The organism is Wolbachia endosymbiont of Aedes aegypti, assembly GCF_021496215.1.
GTDB classification, from domain to species: Bacteria; Pseudomonadota; Alphaproteobacteria; order Rickettsiales; family Anaplasmataceae; genus Wolbachia; species Wolbachia pipientis.
Genome location: NZ_CP090902.1, coordinates 1,148,702 through 1,164,549 on the forward strand (window position 1 = coordinate 1,148,702; position 15,848 = coordinate 1,164,549).

Annotated in this window: 16 protein-coding genes and 3 tRNA genes; 4 read left to right on the forward strand and 15 right to left on the reverse strand. The window is 35.2% G+C overall.

Features of this window, described 5'->3' with window-relative positions; all coding sequences use genetic code 11:
• Position 1: 1 nt before the first annotated feature.
• From petA to L0Z58_RS05950, 4 genes are all read right to left on the reverse strand, one after another.
• A complete protein-coding gene (gene petA / locus L0Z58_RS05935) occupies positions 2–601 on the reverse strand; it encodes a ubiquinol-cytochrome c reductase iron-sulfur subunit (protein ID WP_010963095.1) in 600 nt (199 codons plus the stop codon).
• A gap of 92 nt (positions 602–693) precedes the next feature.
• A complete protein-coding gene (gyrA, locus tag L0Z58_RS05940) occupies positions 694–3,396 on the reverse strand; it encodes a DNA topoisomerase (ATP-hydrolyzing) subunit A (protein ID WP_010963096.1) in 2,703 nt (900 codons plus the stop codon).
• Between the two features lie 52 nt (positions 3,397–3,448).
• Positions 3,449–3,521, reverse strand: a tRNA-Val gene (locus L0Z58_RS05945).
• 14 nt (positions 3,522–3,535) lie between these two features.
• Positions 3,536–3,736 carry a hypothetical protein gene (locus tag L0Z58_RS05950; RefSeq protein ID WP_138344586.1) on the reverse strand — a complete coding sequence of 67 codons (201 nt, stop codon included), beginning with the start codon at positions 3,734–3,736 and terminating at the stop codon, positions 3,536–3,538.
• A gap of 61 nt (positions 3,737–3,797) precedes the next feature.
• Here L0Z58_RS05950 and L0Z58_RS05955 point away from each other — a divergent pair, with 61 nt between their 5' ends.
• Entirely contained in the window at positions 3,798–4,022 is a 225-nt protein-coding gene (locus tag L0Z58_RS05955; protein ID WP_147155118.1) for a hypothetical protein, read from the forward strand.
• Positions 4,023–4,026: 4 nt separating this feature from the next.
• Here the strand turns inward: L0Z58_RS05955 and L0Z58_RS05960 are convergent, their stop codons facing one another.
• From L0Z58_RS05960 to L0Z58_RS05970, 3 genes are all read right to left on the reverse strand, one after another.
• Entirely contained in the window at positions 4,027–4,902 is an 876-nt protein-coding gene (locus tag L0Z58_RS05960; RefSeq protein WP_010963098.1) for a tetratricopeptide repeat protein, read from the reverse strand.
• Positions 4,903–5,070: 168 nt separating this feature from the next.
• A complete protein-coding gene (locus L0Z58_RS05965) occupies positions 5,071–5,460 on the reverse strand; it encodes a DUF1284 domain-containing protein (protein WP_010082044.1) in 390 nt (129 codons plus the stop codon).
• Positions 5,457–5,984, reverse strand: coding sequence for a biotin transporter BioY (locus tag L0Z58_RS05970; RefSeq protein WP_010963099.1), 528 nt, complete (start codon positions 5,982–5,984; stop codon positions 5,457–5,459). The genes L0Z58_RS05965 and L0Z58_RS05970 overlap by 4 nt, the downstream gene beginning before the upstream one ends.
• A gap of 85 nt (positions 5,985–6,069) precedes the next feature.
• Between L0Z58_RS05970 and L0Z58_RS05975 the strand changes: the two genes are divergently transcribed.
• Both L0Z58_RS05975 and dapF read left to right on the forward strand, forming a co-directional pair.
• Positions 6,070–6,657: a nitroreductase family protein gene (locus L0Z58_RS05975; RefSeq protein ID WP_010963100.1), complete on the forward strand. Its 588-nt coding sequence runs from the start codon at positions 6,070–6,072 to the stop codon at positions 6,655–6,657.
• The gene (gene dapF / locus L0Z58_RS05980; protein WP_022626152.1) at positions 6,638–7,426 is read left to right on the forward strand and encodes a diaminopimelate epimerase; all 789 of its coding nucleotides are present in this window, start codon (positions 6,638–6,640) and stop codon (positions 7,424–7,426) included. Before L0Z58_RS05975 ends, dapF begins: the two co-directional genes overlap by 20 nt.
• 8 nt (positions 7,427–7,434) lie before the next feature.
• Here the strand turns inward: dapF and sucD are convergent, their stop codons facing one another.
• The 8 genes from sucD to hemF all read right to left on the reverse strand — a co-directional run bounded on the left by sucD (position 7,435) and on the right by hemF (position 13,167).
• Entirely contained in the window at positions 7,435–8,310 is an 876-nt protein-coding gene (gene sucD, locus L0Z58_RS05985; protein WP_010963102.1) for a succinate--CoA ligase subunit alpha, read from the reverse strand.
• 3 nt (positions 8,311–8,313) lie between these two features.
• Positions 8,314–9,465, reverse strand: coding sequence for an ADP-forming succinate--CoA ligase subunit beta (gene sucC, locus L0Z58_RS05990; protein ID WP_010963103.1), 1,152 nt, complete (start codon positions 9,463–9,465; stop codon positions 8,314–8,316).
• A gap of 37 nt (positions 9,466–9,502) precedes the next feature.
• Positions 9,503–9,703, reverse strand: coding sequence for a 30S ribosomal protein S21 (rpsU, locus tag L0Z58_RS05995; RefSeq protein WP_010963104.1), 201 nt, complete (start codon positions 9,701–9,703; stop codon positions 9,503–9,505).
• 199 nt (positions 9,704–9,902) lie between these two features.
• Positions 9,903–9,976, reverse strand: a tRNA-Pro gene (locus L0Z58_RS06000).
• A gap of 218 nt (positions 9,977–10,194) precedes the next feature.
• Positions 10,195–10,881 (reverse strand): 16S rRNA (uracil(1498)-N(3))-methyltransferase, encoded by a 687-nt coding sequence (locus tag L0Z58_RS06005; RefSeq protein ID WP_006279818.1) that lies wholly within the window; start codon positions 10,879–10,881, stop codon positions 10,195–10,197.
• Between the two features lie 28 nt (positions 10,882–10,909).
• A tRNA-Glu gene (locus tag L0Z58_RS06010) sits at positions 10,910–10,981 on the reverse strand.
• Between the two features lie 68 nt (positions 10,982–11,049).
• Positions 11,050–12,261 (reverse strand): ankyrin repeat domain-containing protein, encoded by a 1,212-nt coding sequence (locus L0Z58_RS06015; RefSeq protein ID WP_022626153.1) that lies wholly within the window; start codon positions 12,259–12,261, stop codon positions 11,050–11,052.
• Positions 12,262–12,342: 81 nt separating this feature from the next.
• On the reverse strand, positions 12,343–13,167 hold the full coding sequence (gene hemF, locus L0Z58_RS06020) for an oxygen-dependent coproporphyrinogen oxidase (protein WP_022626154.1): 825 nt from the start codon (positions 13,165–13,167) through the stop codon (positions 12,343–12,345).
• Between the two features lie 160 nt (positions 13,168–13,327).
• Between hemF and L0Z58_RS06025 the strand changes: the two genes are divergently transcribed.
• Entirely contained in the window at positions 13,328–15,808 is a 2,481-nt protein-coding gene (locus tag L0Z58_RS06025) for an ATP-binding protein (protein WP_234964226.1), read from the forward strand.
• Positions 15,809–15,848 lie beyond the last annotated feature (40 nt).

The following is a 15,848-nucleotide window of genomic DNA, read 5'->3' on the forward strand; positions in this document are numbered from 1 at the left end:
GTTAAGCCTTCTTGCCAATTACCACAACATTCTCACTGGGAAAAAAATAATCAGGTACAGCCATATTTTTCGGTGCAGGACCCCCAATTACTCGACCTGATGTATCATAATATGAACCGTGGCAAGGACAGAACCAACCATTACCATCTCTTGTAGCGTGGTCAACCGGTACACACCCAAGATGTGTACATATTCCAAGCATAATTAACCATTCGTCTTTTCCTTCGTATACTCTCTGCTCATCTAATTGAGGATCCCTCAAGCTCTTCACATTCACAGCTCTTGCAGCCTCAATTTCTTGCTTTGTGCGTCTACGAATGAATACTGGTTTACCTTGCCACTTTACTTTTACTCCATGTCCTTCCTGAATTCCAGACAAATTCACCTCCACTGTGGAAGTTGCTAGAACTTCAGCAGAAGGATTCATAGATTTAACCAGTGGCCAAAGTCCGCTTGCAGCTCCTATACCTGCCATAGCGCATGTAGTTAATGTTATAAAATCTCTCCTACTCTTATTTTTAGTAAGATCTTTAACAGGAGGTGTTTTTTTATCCTCTTTGTCTGCCAGTGGTTTTTTATTTTTAGTTAATTTTTTGTCCATTGATCTTTACTTAGCCATAAGTATATATTTTAATTTAAATACTGCGTATTAATCAACAAAAACTTGCGCTTTTTGTTTAACCTATACTACGGTTAAGAAGCGATAGAGTTTTCAACTTCAAAAATACTATCTTCAGTGGAATCAGGATCTTCAATTTTCGCTACTGACACCACTTTTTCTCTACTTTCTGTTTTAAACAGAGTGACTCCTTGAGTGCTGCGTCCTGCAATTCTAATCTCATTGACCGAAATGCGAATTAACTTTCCTTTATCTGTAATAAGCATTATATTATCACCCTGCTCAACTGGAAAACTAGCAACAACATTACCGTTTCTGCTAGTAGTAAGAATATTGGTGATACCAACACCACCCCTGTTAGTTACTCTATACTCATACGCAGAAGTTCTTTTACCAAAGCCATTTTCAGTAATAGTTAATATAAACTCCTCATTCACTGCAAGTTTTAAGAATAATTCGTTATCTATTCCTAAATCATTCAAAGTTTTTTCCAATTTAGAATCAATGGAGTTATTAATTGCAGTCCCCAGTCTTTTTGCAAGTGGAACTTTTAAGTAAAGTTCTTTTGTTTCTGTTGCTACACCTATCCCATTTAATATGGTCATGGATATCACGCTGTCATTCTTTACAAGTTTGATACCTCTTACGCCATCTGAATTGCGACTCTTAAATTGACGCACATCACTTACAACAAATCTGATACTTTTTCCAAGCGTTGTTGAAAGTAAAACATGGTCAATTTCATTACATACCTTAACCGATACTAATTTGTCTCCTTCATCGAGCTTTATTGCTATTTTTCCATTGCTTGGAATATAGTGAAAGTCCGCTAAGGAGTTACGCCTTATGTTTCCATAGGCAGTAGCAAAAACTATGTTTTGATTTTCGTCATTTTCACTTGGCAATGGCATGATATTAGTTATAGTTTCACCATCGCTAAGCGGAAATATGTTAACAAGTGCTCTTCCACGTGCGGTTGGCTCTGCAAGAGGTAACTTATAAACTTTTAATCTATAAACTCGACCAATGTTAGAAAAGAATAAAAAGCTAGTATGGGTATTTCCAACAAATAATTCTGTGATTACATCCTCTTCTTTTAATCCCTGTCCTAGCTTTCCTTTTCCACCACGACGCTGAGTTCTGTAGTGAGAAAGTTTTACACGCTTGATATAACCATTCATAGTTACGGTTATCACCATATCCTCTTGTGGAATTAGATCTTCAGCTTCAATGTCCGCGTCTGACTCTTCTATTGAAGTTTTTCGCGGCACAGCAAATCTGTTCTTTATTTCTTGTAGATTGTTTTTTATTTCTTTCATCAACTTCTCTCCTGAGCCAAGAAAAGCGATATATTCTTTTATCAGGTTGATCATTGAACTTAGCTCAGCTTCTAATTTGTCTTTTTCAAGGCCTGTTAAACGCTGCAGTTTCATATCAAGGATAGCTTTAATTTGTAGTTCAGTTAATCTATACACTCCATCTTTCAAAAAGCTTGCGCTATCTGAAATCAACTCGATAATAGTATTGATTTCATTCGAAGTTTTCCATTCTTTATTTAAAAGTTCTCTACTTGCTTCCGCAGGATCTTTTGCACCGCGGATGATTTTTATCACTTCATCTATGCTGAGGACCGCAATGTAGAGCCCTATATATATATGAGCTTTTTCCCTCGTTTTTCTTAGACGAAATTCTGTTCTCCTGATTAATACTTCTTTTCTAAAATCAACAAAAGCAGTTATGATTTCTTTCAATGACATCAAAGCAGGCCTGTTGTTATTGAGCACTAAAGTGTTAACACTAAAACTACTTCTTAGTGGAGTTAGCCCCAATATTTGATTAAGTATAAAACTTGCTTCAGCATTTCTTTTGAGGTCAATTACTACTCTAATACCAGACTTATCGGACTCATCCCTAATTTCTGTTATACCATCAATTCTTTTTTCTTTTACAAGCTCACCTATCTTCTCAATTAATTTTCCTTTATTTACCTGGTAAGGTATTTCATCAATCACTATTGCTTGCCTATCTTGTGGCAGATCTTCTATATGAGTCTTGCCTTGCACAACAATTGATCCACGACCAGTTGCAAATGCTGATCTTATTCCAGACCTTCCAAGAATTGTTCCCCCAGTTGGAAAATCCGGCCCTGGCATCACTTCAAGTAACTCATCCAAAGTAACTTCAGGATTATTTACATATAATATACAAGCATCTATTATTTCTCCAAGATTATGAGAAGGAATATTGGTTGCCATACCAACTGCAACACCACTTGCACCGTTTACCAATAGATTCGGAAACTCTGCAGGCAGCACAACTGGTTCTGTTTCATTTCCATCGTAGTTTGGCCTAAAATTAACTGTATCTTCATCAATATCATTCAGTAAAAAGTGCGACACTTTTTGAAGTCTTGCTTCTGTGTATCGCATTGAAGCTGGTGGATCTCCATCTATCGAACCAAAGTTACCTTGCCCATCAACAAGTGGTAAAAGAAGAGAGAAATCTTGGGCCATTCTAACCAAGGAATCGTAAATAGCTGCATCACCATGTGGGTGATATTTCCCCATTACATCCCCAACTATACGAGCTGCCTTTTTATATGGCTTACCGGCATCGAATCCAGCTCTTGACATTGCATATAATATGCGCCTGTGAACAGGTTTAAATCCATCCCGCACGTCAGGTATAGCCCGGCTTATGATAACGCTCATTGCGTAGGAAAGATAAGAATCTTCCAGCTCTTTTACTATTGAGATTGGTACTATATTATCCTGCATTTTCTATACTTTAATTGAAGTAATTAATAATACTAACATTCAGTTAAGCAAATGGGCAATGACAGACTTGAACTGCCGACCTCCTCGGTGTAAACGAGATGCTCTACCAGCTGAGCTAATTGCCCCTTTAGATCTAATTCTATAGCTCAATATTATTATTGTAAACAAAAATAGCAATAAATTGTATCCGTTCAGCAGAGTGGCAAAATAGGTAGACAAGGTGATCTAAAAAGATAATCATAGAGTAAATGTGAGGTAAGTCCTTACAATAAATGGTGTCATCCAAGTAGCCGACACTGGGATCCAGAAAAAAGAATGGTATCATTCCAGTGCTTGACACTGGAATCCAGCTTTTTTATAATCATTAAAACGTTGTATTTTTACATAAAACAGCTATTTTTATGCTCGCCAACTTAATAAAATTCCTGGATCCCAGTATCAAGCACTGGGATGACACCCTCCTGATGGGCCAAAATCACAATGTTCGTACAGTTATGCATTTGTTGTGTAAATTACCTTTGCAAACAAATGTTCGTATATCTGTGTTTCACACACTTTGCTTCAATATTTGCACATTAGCCACTCCCTTGAACAGATACGATAAATTAGATTTAGGTGAGCTATAAGCTTTTATGAAATCTTTGAGTGCGTGCTGTGAAGTTTTATAAATTTTAGTCTTGCTGTCACTCTGTATAAAGGTATTTTTTCACTCACATCTTTCGAAGTTGTAGCCATGTTCAACAATTTTAAGTAGAATATTGTAGCATTTTGAAAATCTGAAAGTTTATCTAGAATAACAGCTAAATTATAAGTATAAAAAATATTGTTTTCATCGAGGGAAATAGCAGTTATCATATACTCTTTACCTTTTACATAATCCTCCTTTTTCATATAGATCATACCTAAATTTGCTAATAAAGGAGCATAATTTTTATGTATATCATACAATTTTAACATTTCACTCAACGCCAGATCAGGATTATATTGTGAGATTATCGTCAGAAAATTTTTTAATATGTAAGGGTTACTAGGGTGTTCTTTTAACAGTCTTGTGTAAATCTCTACAGCTTTTTTGTATTCTTTATTAGCGTAATAAATATTTCCCAATCCAATTAAAGCATTTTTATGATAAGGAAACTTTGCAATGATCTGATTAAGGAGAGAAATAGCTGTTTCATTATCTCCTGATTCAAAGGAATCTTTTGCTTTTTTTAAAGTAGAGTATATGTCAAAACTCTTGCCAGAATTCTGCGCAATTTTGATGTTAAATTTATCACTTTTTCTCTCAATAACATCAAGATCTTTATATTTTTTATCAGCTTTTATATGCTTGACAACACTATCAAAGGCCTTCTGTATCTCCAAATTTTCACTAGCATAGGTAACAGAAGACCTCCATAAAATCACAACGCAAATTAACATGCAGATAAACATAGGTCCTAGTGTTGTGGCATTGGCTGCAGCGTGTAACCAGTAAACCTTATTTCTTTGAGCTATATGCAACACATTACAAATTCATAAATGCTAAATTACCTATCTCATACAATAATAAAGATATTATTAATTAGCGGGACGAACATGCTGTGTAGCCTTTCAGAATGCATTTATCTTTTGTCTTCCATATTTCGCTTTATTTCCACAAAAATGCTTCAATTTATCTTAACATTTTGTCAACTACCTTTGTAGATTTAAAAGGGCATTTTTACATATTCCATATGGCTGCCAGTTGCACCCCTCACATGCGTACTCGAATTTCTCTAAAGACATTTTCTCCCTAATCTTTTCTACCGCTTCACTCCAGGTCAAAGTCTCGCCAATTTTAATTCCTAAAATTTCCATATGCCTTCTATCTAGCTCTAAAACTTTAGCTTGTTCGGTGCATTTACCTTGTTTAGTCTGGTTTGGGCAAGCACTACAAATACTATCAAGATTACCAACTACTTCGATTTGAGTACTAACCACTTCACTTGCTATCTTCCTATAATTTTCTACAAAACCCTGAGAATACCCATATCCCCGAAACGCGAGGGTGCACATAAAATGATGAGGGCGAAATTTTATCATTTTTTCAAATATTGCAAAGCTGCTACAAGTAGAAAAATTTTTATCAAACCAGGAAGGATAAATGGTAAAACACCCACCATTATTGCTTGTCCCAGACCCAAGTAAACAGCAAGCCAACTAACACCACAAATAAAGATTACAACTGTACCAGCCAGACAACTTAAAGAATTACACACAAATGATTTATATTTAGAGTTCAGTAATTCATTTACTTTGCTCATTACCATAACAGCAGCTAAACAGCCAATTAAATATCCACCTGTTGGTCCAAGGAGAGCGTGATAACCACCAGAAAAATTTGCAAGAACAGGCAATCCTGCTGCACCAAGTGATAGATATGTAAGCACAGAATAGAATGCTGTTCTGCGGTGAAATTTAAGCCCAATAAGCATTACTCCTAAAGTTTGCAATGTGATAGGCACAGGCTGCAATGGTATACTTATTTGAGCCATCAAGAATAAAAGTAAAACGCAAGACAATATTTCAGCCAGTGTTGATCTGCTGCTAGATTGTGTTATAAACATACCTTCCCAATAAAAATAACTTATTAAATGTAATATATGTGTATGAGAGGTTTTGCAATTTAAATTTTGCTTATATTGTGCTACAATGAATTATTTATGCACTATTAAATTAAAAATGATGAGTAAACAAGATCTATTATCGTTGATGAGAGCAAGACACAGCGGACGTTCATACGATCCTACAAGAGCAATATCTCAGGAAGACATGGATATTTTAATGGAAGCTGTAAGGCTGACTCCCTCATGTTTTGGTGATGAACCCTGGAGATACGTAATATGCAACAAACAGAACAATCAAAGCGCATGGGAAAAGCTGCTAAATTGCCTTGATGAATCTAATCAAAAATGGGCAAAAGATGCACAAGTGTTAATCATATCTTTAAGCGCTAAGAATTTCCGCAAATCTGATAAAGGTGAAAATTTTTGGGCTAATCACGATACTGGTGCAGCGAATTATGGACTTATGTTACAAGCTGCAGTTATGAACTTAATGGCCCATCAAATGGGTGGATTTGATAGAGATAAAATAGTGAAAGAGTTCAATATACCCAATGACTTTAACGTAATGTCAGTGATAGCGGTTGGTTACGAAGAAGAGGGTGCTGAAACAAGTAAGAAGAAAAGAAGACCAATAGAAGAAATATTTTTTTATGATGAGTGGCCAAAATTCTGAAAATTTTATCAAAATGCACGGCACTGGTAACAATTTCGTTATCATAGACTCACGTTCAACAAACAATTTAGACTGGAACCATAGACAAATTGCTGATCAAAGCAGTTGTGATCAAGTGATAATTATAACAATGTCTAATGCTGCAGACTGTTTTATGCATATCTATAATGCTGATGGCAGTCGAGCTGAAATGTGCGGAAACGCAGCACGCTGTGTTGGATATTTGATAATGTCAGAAAAAGGTGCTGAATACTCCATTATTGAGCTAACAAGCAAACGCATTTTAGAGTGTTTTAAAGTGGGTGATAAATCCATAAAGGTTAACATGGGTAAACCTTTGCTAAAATGGCATGAAATTCCCTTATCTACTGAGTGTGACACTCTTCACTTACCTATAGAGCTTGAAATGCTAAAAGATCCTGTTGCAGTAAATATTGGCAATCCTCACATAGTTTTTTTTGTTGATAACATAAGTGAAATACCATTGCGAAATTTAGGACCAAAGCTAGAAAATCACGCATTATTTCCTCGGAAAATTAATGTTAGTATTGCACAAGTTGAAAAGTCTGGAGAAATAGCTTTAAGAGTTTGGGAAAGAGGTACAGGCATTACTGCATCATGCGGTAGTGCAGCATGTGCAGCACTTGTTGCATCCACACTACGTGGATCTCTGGTTGCCCAACAGACTTCAGTAAATTTACCAGGAGGCAAGTTATTAATCGAATGGGCAAATAACGTATTCATGACCGGTGATATAGGGTTTTTGTGACCCTAATTCTAGTGATGCATTACTTCCAATACCTTCTTACCAATTACTGCAGGGGTTTCAGCAATTGCAATTCCAGCGCTCCGCATAACTTCTAGTTTTGCACCAGCACTTCCACCGCTGGAAGAGATGATTGCTCCAGCGTGTCCCATACGTCTTCCTGGAGGTGCCGTTTGGCCTGCTACAAAACCAACGATTGGCTTTTTAGTTTTTTCTGTTTTCACAAAATGTGATACATCTTCTTCTTCGTTTCCACCTATTTCACCAATAACTACAATACCATGAGTATCGTTATCTTTTAAAAAGAGCTCCATACAGTCGACAAATGTTATACCATGAACTGGATCCCCCCCAATTCCGATACACGTGGATTGACCAAGACCAACAGCGGTTGTTTGTGCTACTGCCTCGTAAGTTAAAGTTCCGGAGCGAGACATAATTCCTATGTGTCCACGCTTATGGATATGGCCAGGCATAATTCCTATTTTGCATTCTTCAGGGGTAATAATTCCCGGGCAGTTGGGACCAATCAATCGACTTTTTGAGCCGATAAGCGCACGCTTAACTTTCACCATATCAAGTATAGGAATGCCCTCTGTAATACAAATTATCAATTCTATTTTTGCATCTATTGCTTCAAGTATTGCAGCAGCAGCAAATTTAGCAGGTACATATATAACTGTAGCATTTGCACCGGTTTTTTCTTTGGCTTCTGCTACAGTATTAAAAACCGGTAAATTAAGGTGAGTGCTCCCACCCTTTCCAGGAGTTACACCTCCCACCATTTTCGTTCCGTAATCAATTGCTTGCTCTGAATGAAATGTGCCTTGTGCGCCAGTAAAACCCTGGCATATTAATCTTGTATCTTTGTTTACTAAAACGGACATGCTTTATTTTACCTCTTTTACTATCTTTTGCGCAGCTTCATCTAGCTCATCTGCAGCAATAATATTTAATCCTGACTCTTCTAAAATTTTTTTTCCTTCTTCAAAATTAGTACCTGATAATCTAACCACTAGAGGAACTTTAATGCTCATTTCTTTTGCAGCCGCAACAATTCCACTTGCGATAATATCGCAACGCATTATACCACCAAATATGTTAACCAGAATTCCTTTTACGTTGCTATCAGACAATATGATTTTAAATGCTTCAGTTACAGTTTCTTTACTCGCTCCACCACCAACATCCAAAAAGTTAGCAGGCTCTGCTCCGTAGTATTTTATTATATCCATTGTTGCCATAGCAAGACCTGCACCATTTACCATGCAACCAATACTGCCATCCATTTTGATGTAACTGAGCCCATACTTTGAAGCCTCTATCTCTTCTTTCACTTCCTCATCATAATCACGAAGTTCCATAATTTCTGGGTGACGATATAAAGCATTATCATCGAAATTAATTTTTGCATCGAGCGCAATAAAATCTCCAGAATTTGTTTCAACCAGTGGATTAATTTCAATTTGGCTCGCATCAGTTGCAATAAACGCATCATATATTTTTTTTGCAATGTTCGATATCTTTTCTATTTGTTCTGGACTCAAATGAAAACGGCTGCTTAACTTGCTGCTATCAAAACTTGTAGCAGGATCAATATCAAATTTCACAATTTTTGCAGGAGAATTTTTTGCCACTTCTTCGATGTCCATTCCACCTTCTGAGGAAAATATGAATATTGGCCTACTGAGCTTCGGGTCGATTACCAGGCTTAAATAATACTCTTTCTTAATGCTTGAGCCTTCTTCAACGTACACTTTTCTTACTTGCTGCCCGCTTGGCCCTGTTTGATGAGTAACTAAAGTCATACCAATCATGTCCTTTACAAACTGTTGAGCTTCTTCAACTGACTTTGCTAGCTTTACGCCACCGGCTTTACCCCTACCACCTGCATGAATTTGAGCTTTAACTACAAACACGTCAGATTTTAATTGACTTACTTGAGTCTTTACTTCTTCTGCAGATGTAGCAACAAAACCTTTTGGCACTGGGACATTAAATTTATGGAAAACTTCTTTCGCTTGATATTCGTGAATATTCATAAAATAACCAATGATAAACTATTAACTTGAGTACAAACTACCAACCATAACGTTGCCTTCTGCACTCTTGTTGGTACCTCTTTTTTTTAGCTTCAGCTTTCTTTTTAGCTCTTTTTTCTGATTTTTTTTCATGATATTGTTTTTTCATTTTCAACCCTCTTCCTTCCTTTTGAATTGTTTTTTTCAATACTGGAAGAGATCTGTCTACATCACCATAATGGACTAATACTTCTATCAAACTCTATACCTCCTTCGATAATCATTTCAAAATCTATTTATAAATTAGAAAATTAACATTGTCAATTATTTTATAAACTTGAGCGTTAAAATGTAATATGCCATAATTTACATGGTAAATAATGTCATTCCAGTGTCAGCTACTTGCTTACTGATGGAGATTGCTCTTATGTTACAGCGTTCTTACAATTATACTAACATCGGGGCGGAGAGATTTGAACTCCCGACCCTTTGGTCCCAAACCAAATGCGCTACCAGGCTGCGCTACGCCCCGACTTCTTTACTCAGAGTATCAATAACTCAGGCAAAATGCAAGATTCATTTGTTTACTTTAGAAAAAATATAATATGAGATTTAATATTATCTTAGAATATGTTTTTTATTAGCTCCTCTTTAACAACAGACTGCTTCGTAGAAAGTCTACAGGGTTTTTGTGCGCGCAACACTGAACCAGATTTCTTTATGACCCAAACCTTAGTCATATTTAAAAATCTAGCTACACCAATTGGTGAAAGTGAGTGCAGCAACTACAGCAGTATCGACCCTTAAAATTCTTTTTCCTAGACTCAATTTTTGACAAAACTTATCGGCAAGATCAAGTTCATAAGATGAAAAACCACCTTCAGGGCCAACAATAATAGCAACATTTTTTTTGCCTTTCAGCACTTTGTCAGCTTTACCTGTTTCATCACACAAAACAAAATTTTTACTCTGGGAATCAGGTAACTCACAAAAGTTAATAGGAGGCAAAATCTCTGGTATACTTATCCTACCTGATTGTTCCGCTGCTTCGATTGCTTGTAATTTTGCTCTACTTAGGTTAATATTTTTTACCACTGTACGTTCCGTTGAAATAAATTGAATGCAGATTACTCCCATTTCAGTTGCCTGTCTTACTATGTTGTTCAAAGCAGCACTTTTTACCATGGCACAATACAGGTATAAATTTTCCTCATATTGCTGTTGTTTAGTGCATTCTTTGGGTGTAACTTCTGTCAATTTACGCGATATATTAACTACTTCTCCTAACCATTCTCCATCTTTTCCATTAAAAAGAGAGAGATTATCATACTTCTTAAGCCGCATTACATTGCAAATATAGTGACTTTGTTGTGGATTAAGTGCTAAACTCACGCCTTGTGATAAAGCTTCTTCAACATAGAGCCTAATTTTTCCCATTCAAAACTTTAATTATATTCTACTTGAGTGACTCTTACGGGATTTGAACCCGTGTTACCACCGTGAAAGGGTGGTGTCCTAACCACTAGACGAAAGAGTCAACTTGAATCTAACTAGGTTATATCGATTACATATATAAAGTCAATTCAATTATTTTGAATCACATAGTTAGAGGGATATATCAGTAATCTTATATCGACAGCCTCCTATTACTCCATGCTCAATACTCACTGAACCTATCTCAGATTTAGGAGCTAATTCTAATTGTTGTTCAACTTTTGTATCGGAATCATAGCCAGAATCGTAGCCAGAATCTCTACGCTCATATTTCTGCCTTATTTCTTCTACACTAAAGCCAGCCTTGGTCTTAATTTTTTGATCATTAGTCTGTTGCTGACTTATCGACTTATTAGCACTTAGCTCATTTAGCTTCACTTGCCAATCATTCACTTTATCTTGCACTAACCCATGGCAAGTTCCAGAATTAGCTTTTATGTCTTTTGCTTTTCTTTCTGCTCTTTTCTTGGACAAATCTACCCTAGCATAAATAGGTTCTGACGACTGTTCTGGCTCTTTCTGTTTTAGGCTAGTAGGCTTTTTTTGTTCTGAAAGATCATCTATAGTGCAATAAATAGGTTCTTCTGATATACTCAAATAACCACTATCTTCCAATGATAAATTTTCAGTGGATTTTTTATGTGAATCATATATTTCAGCATAAATAGATTCTTCTGATACACTCAAATAACCATTCTCCCCTAATGAGTTACTAACCTTAGCATCATACACCTCAGCGTAAATTGGCTCTTTTGAAGGCAAAGCATCATAATTAGTGCTCTTTGGCTTATACTCAAAAGTTCTAGAAGGTTTTTGAGGTGGTATTACATTGTTGTTCACCTCAGCGTACATAGTTATTGGCTCATATTCAGAGGTTCTAGGAGGTTTTTGTTGTATAGCTTCAACATTCAAATCATCTGTAGAATAATACTCTGCGCCTTTTCCTAGTAAAAAGGAAACTGTGGGGTGAAGAATTATCTCTGCTGGTAAGTTTTTCTCACTATCCAATTTTAGATTTTTTGATTCTGCTAAACTCTCAATAACACGAATTATAACATTCTTTCCATTCTCATCTATTGAGTGGATATCAGCTCCACGATTAATCAGCAATTCCATTATTTTGTGATCTGTAGCATGTCCTAAAGCCTGATTTAAAGCTTGATTATTATTTATATCAAATGATCCTGTATTCTTGAGAGACATAGTCTTTGAAAAGAATTTTCTAAAACTATTTAATGCATCATAGAGAATTAGAGTCAGTTTAACACCTTTTATGTCATTGTTTTTGACAGATTTAATTAAAAAATTATCTATTATGCCCATGATTATACCCCCTATATAAAAGCTCACTACCATGGTACAATTTTAAACTATGATGATTTATTTTCTACTAATAGCAGCTCTCTATAACCACTTAACAAGTGGTGGCATTGACATCATAATTGCATCTGGATTGCCGTCAGTCATTAAACCAAACCTTGTGCCACGATCGTATAACAGATTGAATTCTACATATCTGCCACGTTTTATTAATTGATTTTCTCGTTGTTCTTTTGTCCAAGATTTTTGTATATGTTTACGTATGATGTGCAAATAAATTTCCAAAAAGGCTTCACCTACTGCTTTTGTGAACTCAAAATCGTTTTCCCAGTTGCTAGAACTCAGATTATCATAGAAAATGCCACCAATACCACGCGGCTCTTTTCTGTGTTGTAAGAAAAAATAGTTGTCACATTGCTCTTTAAATTTTGGATAATATCCGGTGTCAAATCTATCACATGTCATTTTGATTGATTCATGAATATACTTGCAATCTTCTTCATTTTTATATATTGGCGTAAAATCCATTCCTCCACCAAACCATTGTTTTGAAGTATATATCAGCCTTGTGTTCATATGTGCTGCAGGGATAAGGGGCGATTGCATATGAGACACTAAAGATATACCGCTTGCCCAGAACTCTCCGTTACTTTCACTTGCACCAGGAATTTCATTAATGGCTGAATCTGCAAATTTTCCGTGTACTTTTGAAACGTTTACTCCAACTTTTTCAAAAACATTACCAAAAATAATTGTAGATTCACCACCTCCACCACCTGGGCGATCCCACTTTCTCTTTTCGATTTTTGGCTCTGCGGATGATTGTTTTTCAATTAATAAGAAAGATTCTATAATCTTATCTCTTAGTGCACAGAACCATTTAAATGCTTGTGTTTTTTGTTTTTCCATAATATCCTCTTGCTAGCTTATTAACATTGTTATATCTGATATTTAAGGAACTTAATTAGATTTGGATGATAATTATCTATCAAAGACGTTAATAAATCTATAATAATTAAATCAATATAATAGAACATTTTCGTATGTACAACAATGCCAAGTAACAATAATGAATAAAAGATACATAGATAACAAAAAAGAGAACAGGGTTGACTTCATACTAAGAAATTATGGAATGTCAATTGTTGTGATGGCAGTTATTATGCTCTTACCTCCAGTAGCAATATCGATACTCTACTTTTTTGATATATATAGTCAGCATATTAATATAGAGATTAATTTATTAGTTAGCATTCTAACAACTCTCTTTATGATGTATAATGTAAAACGCTACAGATACCTACTTAATACTATAGAATTTCAAAATGCAATATTTGCAAATGCACTAAATCATAATACAGAATTTTGCCTTATTTTACATAAAGATGAAGGTATTATTTATGCTGATGCAAGGTTCTACGAAAGGTTTAAAGATCATATAGATGATGACATTACGTTAGACAAGATTCTTGAAATAGGAGATGTTTCAGAAGCAGACAAAAAAGTACTCTATCATGCACTAAAAAATAACTCTTCTGTACAGGTATGCATTTCCTTAAACAAGAAGAATAGAGTATCTAACTTTCTTTTGCTCTTTGAGCCGATACCAGATAATCCCCAAATTGCTATAAATAGTAATAAGATTTTAAATTTATCATTAGTGCCAATAGCAAGGCCAGATGGGTATTTTGTATTAAAAGCAACACAGATAAACAAGGAGCAGATATATGAAGAGTTAATAGAAAAACACAGCATAGGAACTTACATTGCAAATGCCAAAGGGGTGATTTTATCTGTAAATAAAAGATTTTTAGACATATTTGAACTAAAAAAACTGGAAAAAGGTAGCTCAATCAGTGATTTTATATCTCAATCTAAATATAACAATACAACAACCGATAATGAAATTTTGTTTTTTACTATAAGTGGTATTCCATTCAAGGCTTATATGAGCACTGCTATATTTTGTGATAAATACAACCATAGCTATATATATGGCTTTATAACACCAACCGAATCAAATATTGTTGATTATCAATTACACCCTTGTTTTGCAAATTCATCAATTGCTATTGCACAATGTGACATAAACGGCAACTTTGTAAAGAAAAATACGGCACTAATAAAGCTTGCAGGGTCAGATAATAATTCAATCTTTACGTTGATATTGGATAGTTATCATGTGAAAATACGTGAATATTTTTCGAGTAATANAATAAATAATGCGTCTTTTGATGTACAGCTCAACGGCGGTAATAACATAAAAATATATTTCAATAAGTTTCTTCATAATAAAATGATCTTCATACTTTGTTATTTTATTGACAATACTGAACACAAAAACCTAGAGATAAAGCTTGAGCATTATCAAAAGATGCAAGCTATAGGGCAGTTAGCAGGTGGTATTGCGCATGATTTCAACAATATATTGACTGGGATAATAGGATTTTGCGATTTGCTTTTACTCCAACACTCAGCTGGTGACCCATCTTTTGGAGATATAATACAGATACAGCAAAATGCAAAGCGTGGATCAAATTTAGTAAGACAATTGCTTGCTTTCTCAAGAAGACAGACCTTGCAGCCAAAAATTATTGATGTAAATAATACTATAGCTAATCTTTATGAAATGATAAAAAGATTAATAGGTGAAAATATAAAATTTAATATTTATTATGGTAGAGACTTGGGTGCTGTTAGGGCTGATCAAGGGCAATTAGAGCAAGTTATACTTAACTTAGCAGTCAATGCTAGTGCTGCTATGGAAAAGGGCGGAGAATTAACTATACGAACCTTTAATCAAAAGATTGACTCATTAAATTCTACACCTCAGGATATGTTTTCTCCAGACAAGGAAGCGATTGAACATGGAAATTATGTTGTGATTGAAGTAATTGATACTGGATGTGGAATGACGAGTGATACAACTGAAAAGATCTTTGATCCATTTTTTTCTACCAAAGATATTACCTCTGGTACAGGTCTTGGCCTCTCTACTGTATATGGCATTATTAAACAAACTGAAGGATACATCTATGTTGCTAGCAAAGTAAATCATGGAACTAAATTTAGCATATTTTTGCCCATGGTTTACATATCAGATGAAAGTGATAGAGAGGAAGATAGTGAAGAAACAGAAAAACCGGTAGTAAGTGAAATTAAAGGTAATGGTATAATTTTATTAATCGAAGATGAAGATTCAGTAAGGGAATTCATCTCTAAAGCACTCAAAAGAAAAGGATTTGATGTAATAGAAGCAAGCATAGGCAGCGAGGCGCCAGAAATAATCAGTAAAAAAAGTCAACATATAGATCTTATAATCACTGATGTAATCATGCCAGAGGTGAGCGGCCCAGAAATAGTTAAAGAAGCATTGATCCATAGGCCAAATATCAACGTTATTTTTATTTCTGGGTATGCAGAAGATGCTTTTTTAAAGAGTGATGACATCAATATAGAAGATTTTCACTTTTTGCCAAAACCATTCACTCTGAATGAATTAGGAAACAAGGTTCAAAGTGTGTTACACAAAGCAAAAAAGACAGTCTAATTTTAGTGTGGTTAGCAACAAAAAAATTTTCTAATGCAAA